This window comes from Pseudomonas sp. S34, from assembly GCF_009866745.1.
Taxonomy (GTDB): Bacteria; Pseudomonadota; Gammaproteobacteria; order Pseudomonadales; family Pseudomonadaceae; genus Aquipseudomonas; species Aquipseudomonas jessenii.
The window spans coordinates 589,071-604,437 of sequence record NZ_CP019398.1 but is presented as its reverse complement, the minus strand read 5'-3'; the positions used below and the strand labels follow the sequence as shown (position 1 = coordinate 604,437).

The 15,367-nt window shown below is 61.2% G+C and carries 11 protein-coding genes; 3 read left to right on the top strand and 8 right to left on the bottom strand.

Features of this window, described 5'->3' with window-relative positions; translation table 11 throughout:
• Positions 1–2: 2 nt before the first annotated feature.
• A complete protein-coding gene (nadE, locus tag PspS34_RS02600; protein ID WP_057712227.1) occupies positions 3–830 on the top strand; it encodes an ammonia-dependent NAD(+) synthetase in 828 nt (275 codons plus the stop codon).
• Positions 831–1,004: 174 nt separating this feature from the next.
• On the opposite strand, the gene azu is transcribed toward nadE, so the two are convergent.
• Complete coding sequence (gene azu / locus PspS34_RS02595; protein ID WP_057712228.1) at positions 1,005–1,451, bottom strand: azurin; 447 nt, start codon at positions 1,449–1,451, stop codon at positions 1,005–1,007.
• A gap of 344 nt (positions 1,452–1,795) precedes the next feature.
• On the opposite strand from azu, the gene PspS34_RS02590 reads away from it, so the two are divergent.
• Together PspS34_RS02590 and PspS34_RS02585 are read left to right on the top strand one after the other, a co-directional pair.
• Positions 1,796–2,383, top strand: coding sequence for a TIGR00730 family Rossman fold protein (locus PspS34_RS02590; RefSeq protein WP_057712229.1), 588 nt, complete (start codon positions 1,796–1,798; stop codon positions 2,381–2,383).
• Positions 2,384–2,451: 68 nt separating this feature from the next.
• The gene (locus PspS34_RS02585) at positions 2,452–2,631 is read left to right on the top strand and encodes a hypothetical protein (protein WP_057712230.1); all 180 of its coding nucleotides are present in this window, start codon (positions 2,452–2,454) and stop codon (positions 2,629–2,631) included.
• Between the two features lie 224 nt (positions 2,632–2,855).
• Here the strand turns inward: PspS34_RS02585 and PspS34_RS02580 are convergent, their stop codons facing one another.
• The 7 genes from PspS34_RS02580 to PspS34_RS02550 form a co-directional block, all read right to left on the bottom strand.
• Positions 2,856–3,746 (bottom strand): transglutaminase family protein, encoded by an 891-nt coding sequence (locus PspS34_RS02580; RefSeq protein ID WP_154861117.1) that lies wholly within the window; start codon positions 3,744–3,746, stop codon positions 2,856–2,858.
• Positions 3,746–6,232, bottom strand: coding sequence for a circularly permuted type 2 ATP-grasp protein (locus tag PspS34_RS02575; RefSeq protein ID WP_154861118.1), 2,487 nt, complete (start codon positions 6,230–6,232; stop codon positions 3,746–3,748). The genes PspS34_RS02580 and PspS34_RS02575 overlap by 1 nt, the downstream gene beginning before the upstream one ends.
• Positions 6,233–6,320: 88 nt before the next feature.
• Positions 6,321–9,596, bottom strand: a complete 3,276-nt coding sequence (locus tag PspS34_RS02570; RefSeq protein WP_154861119.1) for a transglutaminase family protein — start codon at positions 9,594–9,596, stop codon at positions 6,321–6,323.
• A gap of 385 nt (positions 9,597–9,981) precedes the next feature.
• Positions 9,982–12,285 carry a YgiQ family radical SAM protein gene (locus tag PspS34_RS02565; RefSeq protein WP_008048090.1) on the bottom strand — a complete coding sequence of 768 codons (2,304 nt, stop codon included), beginning with the start codon at positions 12,283–12,285 and terminating at the stop codon, positions 9,982–9,984.
• A gap of 194 nt (positions 12,286–12,479) precedes the next feature.
• Positions 12,480–13,877 carry a replicative DNA helicase gene (dnaB, locus tag PspS34_RS02560; protein ID WP_007915846.1) on the bottom strand — a complete coding sequence of 466 codons (1,398 nt, stop codon included), beginning with the start codon at positions 13,875–13,877 and terminating at the stop codon, positions 12,480–12,482.
• 123 nt (positions 13,878–14,000) lie between these two features.
• Positions 14,001–14,447 carry a 50S ribosomal protein L9 gene (gene rplI, locus PspS34_RS02555; RefSeq protein WP_007973276.1) on the bottom strand — a complete coding sequence of 149 codons (447 nt, stop codon included), beginning with the start codon at positions 14,445–14,447 and terminating at the stop codon, positions 14,001–14,003.
• 19 nt (positions 14,448–14,466) lie between these two features.
• Complete coding sequence (locus PspS34_RS02550; protein WP_056725445.1) at positions 14,467–15,360, bottom strand: hypothetical protein; 894 nt, start codon at positions 15,358–15,360, stop codon at positions 14,467–14,469.
• Between the last annotated feature and the right edge of the window lie 7 nt (positions 15,361–15,367).

Sequence of the window (15,367 nt, the reverse complement as noted above, 5' to 3'; positions counted from 1 at the left end):
TCATGCAAGCCGTACAGCGTGAGATTGCTGAACAGCTCAAGGTCCAGCCGCCATTCGCCGACGAAGCCGCCCTTGAGGCCGAAGTCGCCCGGCGGGTGACCTTCATTCAGGACTGCCTGGTCAATTCCGGGCTCAAGACCCTGGTACTGGGCATCAGTGGTGGTGTCGACTCCCTCACCGCCGGCCTGCTGGCCCAACGGGCCGTCCGTGAACTGCGCCAGCGCAGCGGTGATGCCGCCTACAAATTCATCGCCGTGCGCCTGCCCTACGAAACCCAGTTCGATGAACACGACGCCCAGGCTTCAGTGGATTTCATCAAGCCGGACGAGCGCCACACCGTGAACATCGGTCCGGCGGTCAAATCACTGGCCAATGAAGTGGCGGCCTTCGAAGGCAAACATGCGGTGTCGGTGGACTTCGTGCTCGGCAACACCAAGGCGCGCATGCGCATGGTCGCCCAGTACACCATCGCCGGTGCGGCCCATGGCCTGGTGATCGGCACCGATCACGCGGCGGAAGCGGTGATGGGTTTCTTCACCAAGTTCGGTGACGGCGCCTGCGACCTGGCGCCACTGAGTGGCCTGGTGAAAAATCAGGTCCGCGCCATCGCCCGCAGCTTCGGCGCGCCGGAGTCGCTGGTGGAGAAAGTCCCGACCGCCGATCTGGAGGACCTGTCGCCCGGCAAACCGGACGAAGCGTCCCACGGCGTGACCTATGCCGAGATCGATGCGTTCCTGCACGGCAACCCGGTGCGCGAGGAAGCGTTCAGGATCATTTGCGACACCTACAACAAGACCCATCACAAGCGGGTGATGCCGTTTGCGCCTTGAGGCGTGAGTGAATGAAAAAGCCCGCTGAGGAGTGATCCCCAGCGGGCTTTTCTTTGGCCAAAACATGCGTTGATGCTTCTGGCCCCTTCGCGAGCAAGCCCGCTCCCACAGGTACGGTGGTGGCCCTGTGGGAGCGTGGCTTGCCCGCGATGAACGATAACGCGGTGGTCAGTCTTACTTCAGGGTCACGGTGCCTTTCATCATCGAGATGTGGCCCGGGAACGAGCAGAAGAAACCGTATTTTTCATTGGCGTCGAGCTTCGACACGTCAAAGGTCACCGAGTCGGTTTCCTTGGCGCCGATGATCTTGGTGTGGGCGATCACGCGGGCGTCGCCTTCCTTCAGGTAGTTCTTGTCGATGCCGGCGCTCAGGCCGTCGGTGGCGATCGGCTGCATGTCGGCTTCTTTACTCAGCACCCAGTTATGGCCCATGACGTTCTTCGGCAAGCTGCCGGAATGCTTGAGTTCCACGGTAAACGTCTTGCAGCTCTTGTCGATTTCAATAGCCTTCGTGTCGAAAGACATCTGGTCGGTGGAGTCGACGGTGACTTTGCACTCTGCAGCCATCAATTGGCTGCTGGCCAGTGTCAACAGGGATACCGCAACAAGTTTGGCAAACATGGTGAATCTCCAAGGCAGGGTTAAGGAAATCGCGAATAAACAGAAGACTGCCTGAAAACTTCGCAAGTTCATATGACTTGAATCAAAAATTGTATACAACTTTCGCGCTATGGCACCGATGCGAAATATCTACCGGCCAAGTGTCTGGCCCGGGCCTATCATCAGGCCGTCCCCATTCAAATGGAATGTCTGTCATGTCGATCAACAGCTTGTTGTGCAGTTTGCTGGCCGCCTACGCCTGCGGCGCCAGCGGCACGTACGAAACCCCGGAACACCAAGTCTAGCCCTTGGAGTGCCGCGCGCCTGCCTTTACTCTGTGGCCCTGATCGACCAAGGAGCAAGGCATGTCTTTAACATCCGTTTGTGTATTTTGTGGTGCCAGCACCGGCACCAACCCGGCTTACCGCGAAGCAGCCGTGGCCCTTGGCCGGGCGTTGGCCGAGCGCAAGCTGACCCTGGTGTATGGTGGTGGCGCCGTGGGCTTGATGGGCATCGTCGCCGATGCGGCCCTGGCGGCCGGCGGTGAAGTGATCGGCATCATCCCGCAAAGCCTCAAGGACAAGGAAATCGGCCACAGCGGCCTGACTCGCCTGGAAGTCGTCGATGGCATGCACGCGCGCAAGGCGCGGATGGCCGAGCTCAGCGATGCCTTTATCGCACTGCCCGGCGGCCTTGGCACCCTCGAAGAGCTGTTCGAAGTCTGGACCTGGGGCCAACTCGGCTACCACGGCAAACCGCTGGGTTTGCTGGAAGTGAATGGTTTCTACAGCAAATTGACGTCTTTTCTTGATCACATCGTCGGCGAAGGCTTCGTTCGCGAGCAGCACCGTGACATGCTGCAAGTGAGCGAATCGCCGCAAACCCTGCTCGATGCTCTGGATGCCTGGCAACCGTCCATAGCGCCAAAATGGGCCGAGCAAAAACCCAGCTAACGGCTCGGCACCGATACAGGGCAGAATATGCGCCGCTCAACCTCACCTTCGACCCCAGAGGATCGCCCATGGCCAAACCTAATTATTCCTTCGCCAAACGTCAGAGAGACTTGGCCAAGGAGCAGAAGAAAGAGGAAAAGCTTCAGCGCAAGAAAGCTACAGCTGAAGAAGCGACACTGAACCCTGAGGGTGAAGTGGCGGCAGAAGACGATGTTGATGCACCGAAAGACTCGGCGCCCGACGCCTGAGAACCTCCGGGCCGGTTGATCTGATCACGCCCACCGGATCTGTGTCCAGGGTTGGCAGCTTTGCTGCCGACCCTCACAGGCCAGTCTGAAACACCCCTATCCAGAAACCACTGCACATCCCCTGTGGGAGCGGGCTTGCTCGCGAAAGCGCAGTGTCAGGCAACATCCTTGTTGAATATGAAATTGCTTTCGCGAGCAAGCCCGCTCCCACATTTTGATCCCTGTTACTCCAGTGGCATCACCGTCACCCGAACTTCCGGGTCGTGGTTCCCTCCCCCAAGAATCACCCCCCGCAACGGCGACACATCGGAAAAATCCCGGCCCCAGGCCAGGGTGATGTGCTCCAGTGCCGGCTGCACATTGTTGGTCGGATCGAAATCCACCCACCCCAGCACCGGGCAAAACACTGACACCCAGGCATGGGAGGCGTCGGCACCGATCAGTCGTGGCTGGCCCGGCGGTGGCTGGGTCAGCAGGTAGCCGCTGATGTAGCGCGCGGCCAAGCCCCGGGAGCGTACGCAGGCGAGCATCAGGTGGGCAAAGTCCTGACATACCCCGCGCCGACGCTCCAACACTTCTACCAGCGGCGTCGCCACCTGAGTCGCTTCGGCATCGAAGGTAAATTCGCTGAAGATTTTCTCCATCAACGCCTGAACGCCGAGCAACAGCGGCCGCCCCGTCGGGAAGCAGCTCTCGGAAAATTCGACGAAGTTGCGCTTTAGATGCACGTAAGGTGATTCGAAGCGGTAACGGCAGGCTTCAAGCAATTCGGGCGACAACGGCTGGCTGCTGTAAGTCAGCGCGCTACGGGTGTCTTCCCATGCGGGTGAAAGATTGAAGTCCAGCACGGGCCGGGGAAGTACCTCGATCGTGAGGCTGGCATTGACCAGCAGCTCATCATGAGGACGTTCAAACGCCAGCCGGGTCAGCGGATTGCCGAATACATCCAGTTCATCGCGGCGCGAGGTCGGCTGCGGACTGATCTGCAATTGCCGGTCGGTGCAGCGCTGCCAGGCACAAGGCCGCGGCCACAAATGCGCCAGTTGCTGGGCCAGGGACACCGGGCTGTCGTAGTGATAATGGGTGTCGTGGAAAATCTGGTAGTGAGCGCTCATCAGACGGACACCGTGCGCTGGCTGACATCATCGACATGGGCGAAATGCCGCAGCGCCAGGCGATCGGAAACCTGCCCGCTGGCGTCGGCGATCTCTTGCAGCAGCGCGGCCAGCCCCTCGATGGCAGCGCGAACACTCGCGTCGCCGAACAGCGGGTTTTCCAGGCAGCCCAGATCGAATCGCGCCAGACGCTCGACCAATTGCGGCAGCGCTGCTTCACGCGGCACGCCAAAGTCATCGTTGAGGCGTTTGAGTGTGCGGGTCACCAGTTTCAATTGGAACAACACGGCGTGAGGGTTCTGCTCGTCGAGCAATAGCAGGTCGAGCACCGGGATCAGCTGCGCCACCGCCAGGTATCGAGAACGGTAAGTGATGCTGCTGTTGCCCAGCTCCAGCAACCACTCCAGCCCGGCCTGATCGAAAACCCCGGCGCCCCGCAGGAACGCCGCCAGGCTGCCGCTGAGAAATTGCAGGCGTTCGATTCGCCGACCAATCATCAGGAAACGCCAGCCTTCATCCCGGGTCATGTCGTCCAGGGCAAAGCCGGACAGCGCCGCCAGGGACATCACCAGACGATTGAGAAAATCCAGCAACTCACCGAAATCCGGCTCTTCGGTTTCCAGCTCCATGGCTTCGCGCTGCAACTCCACCAGCGCCTGCCAGTTTTCCCGCGAGAGCTTGCCGCGCACCTGCGAAGCAGCCCACTGCAAGCGTTGCAGGTTGGAACGCAGACTGAACGGCCAGTCATCGCCGAGCAGCGCCGCCAACAGGCGTTCCGGCAACTCGCCCTCCTCGGGCAGCAACATCAGCCGTTCGCCGAGGTCCACCGCTGCCTGCAGGGCTTGCGGGTCGTCGCCGTCGACATAGCGCGCCAGCATGATGCGCAGTAAACGGGCGCTGTCGTCGCAACGCTCGCAATAACGACCAAACCAGAACAGGTTTTCCACCACCCGCGACGGCAAGTACGGATCGCGCCGCACCAGGTCATGCACACCGATGTTGCGTTGGGCCTTCCATTGTTCGCCGCTCGGCGCACGATCGCCCAGCACCCAGGTGTCTTTACTGGCGCCGCCGCGCTGCATCGACACCACTTCGGCATCGGCTTGGGCGGCGACCCGGGTCAAGCCACCGGGCAGTACCCGATATCCCTCGCGGCTGGCCACTGCATACACGCGCATGCCGATGGCACGGGGTTGCAGTTGACCGTCTTCGGCTTGCCAGATCGGCGCCTGGGACAATTGCGCAAGTTCTTGCGCCACATAGGCATAAGGACGCGCCTGCATGCGCTCTGCGAGCTCGTTGCGCTGCTTATCACTCAAATCACGGCCAAATACCGGTGCAAAGCTCTGGGACGGAAACGCCGGTTTGATCAGCAGCTCTGGAAGTTTCTCCAGGGCCTGGGCCAATACCGGCGCTTCGCCGCACCACCAGGTGGCGATGGACGGCAGGATCAGTTCTTCGCCGAACAGGAATTGATTGATCTTCGGCAGGAAACCCAACAGACCAGGCGACTCCAGCACACCGCTGCCGAGGGCGTTGGCCACCAACACCCGCCCCTGCCGCACAGCCTCAAGCAGCCCCGGCACACCAAGGGCCGAGTCGGTACGCAGCTCCAGCGGGTCGCAGAAATCATCGTCGAGCCGGCGCATGATCGCGTGGACCCGACGCAGGCCACTCAGGGTCTTCAGGTAGACCGTGGCATCGCGCACCGTCAGGTCGCCGCCCTCCACCAGCGGATAACCGAGCTGACGAGCCAGATACAGATGTTCAAAATAGCTTTCGTTGAAACGCCCCGGTGTCAGCAGCACCACCAACGGTGCGTCTCCGTCACTCGGGGCCTGACGGACCAGGGTTTCCTGCAAGGTGCGGAAGAACCCGGCCAGGTGCTGCACTTTCAGATCACGGTACAGCTCGGGAAAGGCCCGGGACACAATCGTGCGGTTTTCCAGCGCATACCCGGCTCCTGAAGGCGCCTGGGTACGATCCGCCGTCACCCACCAACGGCCATCGGGTGTGCGCGCCAGATCCACGGCATACAGATGCAGAAAGGCTCCGTCAGGCGGACTGATGCCCTGACAGGGCCAAAGGAAGTTGTTGTGACCGAACACCAGCTCGGCGGGCAGCAGACCTTCGGCGATCAGCCGTTGCGGACCGTAAAGGTCAGCCAGCACGGCATTGAGCAACCGCGCCCGCTGAGCGATGCCGGCCGACAACTGTTGCCACTCCTCAGCCGCGATGACATGGGGCAGCAGGTCCAGCTCCCACGGCCGGTCCGCGCCCTTGGGGTCGGCATAGACGTTATAGGTAACGCCGTTTTCCTGAATCTGCCGGGTCAGCAGGGCCTGACGCTGCACCAGTTGTGCCGGCGTGCTGCGTTGCAACTGTTCGAACAGCCGGCGCCAGTGCGGGCGCACGGCGCCACTGTCGTCGAGCAGTTCGTGATAGGTGCCCGCCGTCAGCGGGTAGCGGTCTAGCAGGTCAGGCATGGAAAGCTCGGCAGACAGCAATGAACGGTCAGACTAACGCAGGCTCGTGACGCCCGGATATACGAAAAATCCGAGCGTCGCGTACGGTTTAGAAACGTCGCAAATCGAGTGTCATCGGCAACTCGTCGCTGATTTCCAGATTGGGTACAGGAAACTTTCCCGGCGTGTGTCCGATGCGGAAAAAGCGCGCCATTCGCCGGCTCTCCGCTTCGTTGGCATTCACCGGCAAACTGTCGTAGTTGCGCCCGCCCGGATGGGCGACGTGGTACTGGCAACCGCCCAGCGAGCGCTGCATCCAGGTGTCGAGCAGGTCGAACACCAGGGGCGCGTGGACCGCAATGGTCGGTTGCAGGCAGTTAGCCGGTTGCCAGGCACGGAATCTCACGCCCGCGACGAATTCGCCTACACGCCCGGTGGGCTGCAATGGCACCGGAATGCCGTTGCAGGTCAGCAGATATCGCTGGGGCGGCAAGCCGCTGAGTTTGACCTGCAAACGCTCCAGCGAAGAATCCACGTAGCGCACCGTACCGCCCATGGCGCCCTCTTCGCCCAGCACGTGCCAGGGCTCGAGCGCCTGGCGCAGTTCCAGCGCAATGCCGCTGACGGCGTAGTCGCCAACCTTGGGGAAGCGGAATTCCAGATGCGCGGCGAACCATTCGGCCCGCACCGGATAACCGGCGGCGTTGAGGTCGACGATGACATCGGCGAAGTCTTGCTCGATAAAGTGCGGCAACAGGAAGCGATCGTGCAGCTCCGTGCCCCAGCGCGCCAGTTTCGGCGGCGCATAGGGCTCGCGCCAGAACCGCGCAACCAGCGCCCGCAGCAACAATTGTTGCGCCAGGCTCATGCGCGCATGGGGCGGCATCTCGAACGCACGTAGCTCCAGCAATCCGAGGCGCCCGGTGGCACCGTCCGGCGAATAGAGTTTGTCGATGCAGAACTCGGCGCGGTGGGTGTTGCCGGTTACATCGATCAGCAGGTTGCGCAGCAGTCGATCCACCAGCCATGGCGGACACTCCTCACCCGCTTCAGGCATCTGCGCGAAGGCGATTTCCAGCTCGTACAAGGCATCGTTGCGCGCCTCATCGACCCGCGGCGCCTGGGACGTCGGGCCGATGAACAATCCGGAAAACAGGTAGGACAGCGACGGATGGTTATGCCAGTAGCTGATCAGGCTGCGCAGCAGATCCGGGCGACGCAGAAACGGCGAGTCCCCCGGTGTCGCGCCACCCAGCACGAAATGGTTACCACCGCCCGTGCCGGTATGGCGGCCATCGATCATGAATTTTTCAGTGGTCAGCCGAGTCTGGCGCGCTTGTTCGTAGAGGAATTCGGTGCGTTCGACCAGCTCATCCCAGGTCGCGGACGGCTGCACGTTGACCTCGATCACCCCCGGATCCGGGGTGATGCGCAAGTTGCTCAGGCGTGGATCGCTCGGCGGTTCATAGCCCTCCAGCAACACCGGGCACATCAGCTCTTGCGCGGTGGCTTCGATGGCGGCGACCAGCTCGAGGTATTCCTCGACCCGTTCCAGCGGCGGCATGAACAGGTACAAACGGCCTTCCCGCGCCTCGGCACAGAGCGCCGTGCGGGTCAGCCAGTCGGCGGATTCGTCGAACTTCGGTGTGCGCTCCTGCACCTTGGCAGTCTCGCCCTGGCTTTGCAGTTGCGCGGTATCGGGCAGCGGCGGGAAGTCTTGATTCGGGTCCCGTGGATGAATAAACGGATATTCAGCCGCTTTCACCCACGGCTGCGAACCCAGCGGCAAGCGATAACCCAGCGGCGAGTCCCCCGGGACCAGTCGGCAGTGCTCGTCGCGCAGATACCAGCGGCCACTCTGCCACTGATCGCCCTTGGCGGTGCGCGCCAGCGGAAGTACCTGGCCGATGACCTTGTCCAGGCCTTGACTGAAGACCTTGCGCAGACGCGCACGCTCCAAAGGTTCTTCCAGGCGCGAATCTTCGGCGCTGACGTTTTGCGGCAACATCCCCTCGCGCCAGAGGTAATAAAAATTGTCTTCGTAGGCTGGAAACACAAAGCGTATCGGAATGTTCAAGCGCTCGGCCACGCTTGCCAGAAAACACCCGGCCAATACGCCATCGGCACCGTAGTCTTCCTGCTCATCGGCGATCAGCGCGCTGTTGTGCCAGATCGGCACGCCGTCACGGCGCCAATAGCAATTGAGCGACCAGCGCGGCAGCTGCTCGCCGGGGTACCACTTGCCCTGCCCGAAATGCACCAGCCCCTTGGGCGCGTAGTGTTTACGCAGGCGCTGGAACAGTTCGGCGGACAGCCGCCGTTTATCCGGCCCCAGTGCCGCGGTGTTCCACTCGGCGCCGTCCGGGTCATCAATGGACACAAAGGTCGGCTCGCCGCCCATGGTCAGGCGTACATCGCCTTCCAGCAGATCGGCATCGATCTGCCGGCCCAGGGTTTGAATCGCCTGCCACTGGTCGTCGGTGTAGGGCTTGGTGACCCGTGGTGCTTCCCAAATCCGCTCCACGGACATTTCGTGGCTGAATTCGCACTCGCACGGTTCCACCAGGCCACTGATCGGCGCCGCAGAGGACGGATCGGGACTACAGGCCAACGGAATATGTCCTTCACCAGCAAACAGCCCGGAGGTCGCATCCAGGCCGATCCAGCCGGCACCGGGCAAGTACACCTCGCACCAGGCGTGCAGGTCGGTGAAATCCACTTCGGTGCCGGACGGGCCGTCGAGACTTTTGACGTCGGCGGTCAACTGGATCAGGTAGCCCGACACGAAACGCGCCGCCAGTCCGAGGTTGCGCAGCAGTTGCACCAGCAACCAGGCGGAATCGCGGCAGGAACCTGAGGCCTGGTCGAGGGTGTGCTCAGGTGTTTGTACGCCGGGCTCCATGCGGATCAGGTAGTCGATGTCTTCGCTCAAACGCTGGTTGAGCGCGACGAGAAAGTCCACGGCGGGTAACGGTGTGCGGTCGATGCCGTCCAGGTAGGCCTTGAACTTCGGCGTCAGGGGCAGGGTTTCCAGGTACGGCGCCAGCTCCTTGCGCTCATCCGCGGCATAGGTGAAGGGGATTTTTTCCGCGTAGGGTTCGAGGAAGAAGTCGAACGGATTGAAGATCGCCATTTCGGCCAGCAGATCGACTTCGATTCGCAACTCTTCGGTTTTTTCCGGGAACACCAGCCGCGCCAGGTAATTGCCCTGAGGGTCCTGCTGCCAGTTGATGAAGTGCTGTTCGGGGGAGACTTTCAACGCATAGGACAGAATCCGCGTGCGGCTGTGGGCGGCGGGACGCAGGCGAACGATCTGCGGGCCGAGTTCGACAGCGCGGTCATAGCGGTAATGCGTGACGTGGTGCAATGCGACATGAATCGACACGGCGTGCCTCCTGCGAGCCTTGAGCGTATTGGAAAGCGCGCAAGACTTATGCCATCCAGCAATGCTGGCGCTTTCTTCGGTTGCCTGAGGCAGTACAGCACCAAAATCGGGCGATGCGCAGAATTGGCTTGCAAGAGTTGCACGTATTTGTGGCGTTCAGCTGCATAGTCGCCGCCAAACCCGGCCTCTTCGCGGGCAAGCCCGCTCCCACAGGGATCTGCTGCGAACACACAATCGCGGGCAACCTCGAACACTGTGGGAGCGGGCTTGCTCGCGAAGAGGCCAGTTGCCACACCCCACTTTCAGGCTGTGATACAGCCTTTACTCCTCCAGAAACGCAAAACGCCAACCCGAAGGTTGGCGTTCTGTTCAGTTCAAGCGAGGCTTAGCGCGGCACGACCGGCTTGCGGGTCGGCTTTGGCCCTTTGCCTTTGGCCGCATCCTTGCGTTCCTTGGCCGCCTGCTGGTTGCGGGCGAACGCCGCAGCCTTGGCCTGTTCGCGCTTGTCCCACGGGTTGCCGCCATCGCTGGCACGCGGTGGCAGGCCGGTGTGCTGGGTCAGGATCTTGGTGGTCTTTTCCCCTGCAACCTTATGGCTGCCCGCCGGCGTCGAGTTCTTGCGACGGGCGCTCTGGTAGCTGTCAGTCGACGGCTGATGCAAAGGAATCAACTGGTTCTTGCCCGGCCCGATCAGGTCGGCGCGGCCCATGCGGGTCAGTGCCTCACGCAGCATCGGCCAGCCTTTCGGGTCGTGATAACGCAAGAACGCCTTGTGCAGACGACGCTGCTCCTCGCTCTTGACGATGGTCACCGCGTCACTCTTGTAGGTGACCTTGCGCAGCGGGTTCTTGCCCGAGTGGTACATCGCGGTGGCGGTGGCCATCGGCGACGGGTAGAACGCCTGCACTTGGTCGGCACGGAAGCCGTTGCCCTTGAGCCAAAGGGCCAGGTTCATCATGTCTTCATCGGTGGTGCCCGGGTGGGCGGCGATGAAGTACGGAATCAGGTACTGCTCCTTGCCCGCTTCCTTGGAGTACTTCTCGAACATGCGCTTGAACTTGTCATAGCTGCCGATGCCCGGTTTCATCATCTGGTTGAGCGGACCTTCCTCGGTGTGTTCCGGGGCGATCTTCAGGTAGCCGCCGACGTGGTGGGTCACCAGTTCCTTGACGTACTCCGGCGATTCGACCGCGAGGTCATAGCGCAGGCCGGAAGCGATCAGGATCTTCTTCACACCCGGCAATTCACGGGCACTGCGGTACAACTGGATCAGCGCCGAGTGGTCGGTGTTCAGGTTCGGGCAGATGCCAGGGAACACGCACGATGGCTTGCGGCACGCGGATTCGATTTCCGGGCTCTTGCAGGCAATGCGGTACATGTTCGCGGTCGGGCCGCCGAGGTCGGAGATCACCCCGGTAAAGCCCGGAACCTTGTCACGAATTTCTTCGATTTCGCGAATGATCGACTCGTGGGAACGGTTCTGGATGATCCGGCCTTCGTGCTCGGTGATCGAGCAGAAGGTGCAGCCGCCGAAGCAGCCACGCATGATGTTCACCGAGAAACGGATCATGTCGTAGGCCGGGATTTTTTCCTTGCCATACGCCGGGTGCGGAATGCGCGCATAAGGCATGCCGAACACGTAGTCCATTTCTTCGGTGGTCATCGGAATCGGTGGCGGGTTGAACCAGACGTCCACTTCGCCGTGCTTCTGCACCAGTGCACGGGCGTTGCCCGGGTTGGTTTCCAGGTGCAACACGCGGTTGGCGTGGGCGTAGAGCACTGCGTCATTACGGACCTTTTCCACCGACGGCAGACGAATCACGGTCTTGTCGCGGGTCATGCGCGGGCTGGCCAGGATCTGCACGACCTTGGCTTCCTGCGGATCGTCAACCGGACCTTTTTCCTGCTCGATGGCGCAGGCCTGGGTGTCCTGGGTGTTGACGTACGGGTTGATGATCTTGTCGATCTTGCCCGGACGGTCGATACGCGTGGAGTCGACTTCGTACCAGCCTTGCGGTGTGTCACGACGGATGAACGCGGTGCCGCGCACGTCGGTGATGTCTTCGATCTTGTGACCGTAGGACAGGCGCTGGGCGACTTCGACAATCGCACGCTCGGCGTTACCGTACAGCAGGATGTCGGCGCTGGCGTCGATCAGGATCGAGTTGCGCACACGGTCCTGCCAGTAGTCGTAGTGGGCGATGCGGCGCAGGGACGCTTCGATGCCGCCGAGCACGATCGGCACGTGCTTGTAGGCTTCCTTGCAGCGCTGGCTGTAGACCAGGCTGGCGCGGTCCGGACGCTTGCCGGCCAGGCCACCCGGCGTGTACGCGTCGTCGGAACGGATTTTCTTGTCCGCTGTGTAGCGGTTGATCATGGAGTCCATGTTGCCGGCCGCGACACCGAAGAACAGGTTCGGCTCGCCGAGCTTCATGAAATCGTCTTTGGACTGCCAGTTCGGCTGGGCAATGATCCCGACGCGGAAGCCCTGGGACTCCAGCAGCCGGCCGATGATCGCCATGCCGAACGACGGGTGGTCGACGTAGGCATCACCGGTGACGATGATGATGTCGCAGGAATCCCAGCCGAGCTGATCCATCTCCTCCCTGCTCATGGGCAGGAACGGCGCTGGCCCGAAACATTCGGCCCAGTACTTGGGATAGTCAAATAACGGCTTGGCTGCTTGCATGTCGATAACCGGTGTTGGCTTTCATTGAATTTCGCGGGCGCGGAATATAGCACAAATTTTGACCAATTCCGACGGCCATGGTCGGAAATTGCGCACAACCCATGTGGGAGCGGGCTTGCTCGCGAAGGCAGTGTGTCAGTCGACATAGATGTTGCCTGACACACTGCCTTCGCGAGCAAGCCCGCTCCCACAGGTTATTCGTCATCGTCGAAGTTATAGCTACCCGGCGCCAGGTTCTCGAAGCGGGTGTACTTACCGATGAAGGCCAGGCGGATAAAGCCGATCGGCCCGTTACGCTGTTTGCCGATGATGATTTCGGCGATGCCCTTGTGCTCGGTCTCCGGGTGATACACCTCGTCGCGGTAAACGAACATGATCACGTCGGCGTCCTGCTCGATCGCTCCGGATTCCCGCAAGTCGGAGTTCACCGGGCGTTTGTTTGGCCGTTGCTCCAGGGAACGGTTGAGCTGCGAGAGCGCCACCACCGGACAGTTGAATTCCTTGGCCAGGGCTTTCAGGGATCGGGAGATCTCGGAAATCTCGTTGGTCCGGTTGTCACCGCTGGAGCCCGGGATCTGCATCAGTTGCAGGTAGTCGATCATGATCAGGCCGACATCGCCGTGTTCACGCACCAGACGGCGGGTCCGGGCGCGCATTTCCGACGGGCTGATGCCGGCGGTATCGTCGATGAACAGCTTGCGGTCGTTGAGCAGGTTGACCGCCGAGGTCAGGCGCGGCCAGTCGTCATCTTCCAGCTGGCCGGAACGGACCTTGGTCTGGTCGATACGCCCCAGGGAAGACAACATACGCATGATCAGCGATTCACCTGGCATCTCGAGGGAGTAAACCAGGACGGCCTTCTCGCTGCGCAACACGGCGTTTTCCACCAGGTTCATCGCAAAGGTGGTTTTACCCATGGATGGACGGCCAGCGACGATGATCAGGTCGGACGGTTGCAGGCCGCTGGTTTTCTCGTCGAGGTCGGTGTAGCCGGTGGACAGGCCGGTGATGGCGTTGTCGGTGTTGAACAGGGTGTCGATGCGGTCGATGGCTTTGGTCAGCAGGTCGTTGACGCCCACCGGGCCACCGGTTTTCGGTCGGGCCTCGGCGATCTGGAAGATCTGCCGTTCAGCCTCGTCGAGAATCTCGGCGGCAGTGCGACCCTCAGGGTTGAACGCGCTGTCGGCGATTTCGGTACTGATACCGATCAGCTGGCGCAACGTCGCCCGTTCGCGAACGATCTGCGCATAGGCCTTGATGTTGGCGACGGACGGGGTGTTTTTCGCCAGTTCACCGAGGTAACCGAGGCCACCGACTTGCGAAGTCTGACCTTCCTTGTCCAGTTGCTCGGACAGGGTCACGACATCGATCGGCATGTTCTGATCGGCCAGCTTGGCGATCGCACGGAAAATCAGGCGGTGGTCATGTCGATAGAAATCGCCGTCGGAGACTTGATCGAGCACGCGTTCCCAGGCGTTGTTGTCCAGCATCAGACCACCGAGCACGGCCTGTTCGGCCTCGATGGAGTGCGGCGGCACCTTCAGGGCGGCGGTTTGCAGATCGTATTGCTCGGGAGCGGAGATATCGTTCATGGCCACTTGTGTTTTGGGTGATGAAAAGCAGGGGGTTCAGAAAGACAAAGGGCACGACCTGTAAACAGGATCGTGCCCGATGTTACCGGCAAGCACCCGAGGGTGCCAGCCGACAAGTGCTGCTTAAGCTGCTACCACGACAACGCGTACGGTGGCTTCAACTTCGGCGTGCAGGTGCACGGCTACGTCGAATTCGCCTACGTTGCGGATGGTGCCGTTCGGCAGACGAACTTCGCTCTTCTGCACTTCAACGCCGGAGGCGGTCAGTGCGTCAGCGATGTCGTGAGTACCGATCGAACCGAACAGCTTGCCTTCGTCGCCAGCGGTGGCAGTGATGGTCACTTCCAGCTCGGCCAGTTGGGCAGCGCGGCTTTCAGCCGATGCTTTGCGATCTGCTGCAGCTTTTTCCAGCTCAGCGCGACGCTCTTCGAACGCAGCCAGGTTGGCTGGGGTCGCAGCGGTAGCTTTGCCGTAAGGCAGCAGGTAGTTACGACCGTAACCAGCCTTAACGTTCACTTTGTCACCCAGGTTGCCCAGGTTGGTGACTTTTTCCAGAAGGATCAGTTGCATGTGAAAATCCTCTTAACTTTTAACCTTCACCGTTCGCGTTATCGGCATCTTTCGGTGCCGAACGACCGCGAAAATCAATCAGGCTGTCGACGATGGCCAGGACCACCAGCAACGGATAGATCAGTTGCATGAACAGCAACAGCGTCACGTACAACCCCACCAGCCAGAACCTGGCCAGTCGCTTCTGCGCCACCAGCCCGTGAATCAGGGCCAGCCCGGCGAACACCAGCGGTACGCTGCACAACGGCGTCAACATGGCCATCTGTGAACCGAGATTCGGCCCCAGAAGCATGCACGCCAGCAGCAACATCGCCGGCAACAGCGGGATGCGGATGGCGCGAAACTCGCGACCAAAACCGCCCGGGTTGTACAACAACGCCTGCCAGTAACGCCCGACAAGCAGGCTCAGCAAGCTGACGATTTGCAACAACGCCGCAATCAGGCCGGTCAGGACCGGTGCAATCAGGGACGCGAAACGCGCTTGTTCGTCTACCGACAACTTCTGGTAGACATCACCGAGTAGCGACGGCATGACTTTGATCAAAGCCTGCGCCAGCATCTCGATCTGGGGAGCAAAAGCTGTCCCCAACACCACTGAAAACACCACTCCCATCGCTATGCTGACCAGCAGCACGCGGTTCCAGGACTCGCTTGCGCGCAAAACCAACGCAAGGCTCGCAGACCCCAGCAGCACCAGAAGTGCCCGTGGGTCGTCGGAGTAAAGCCACCAGGCCAATGCCGGCAGCAGTCCCAGAGCAAGAACGCCCAGGGCGTCCCGCAATCCGCGCCGCAGGAGCACAAGGCATCCGGCGGCAGCACCCAACCAATACAACAACGGCAATGCCGCGCATCCAGCCACTACCAGAGTGGCCTGCATACGGCCGCGCATGATGAACTCAGCTATGGCCCGCATGCATTCA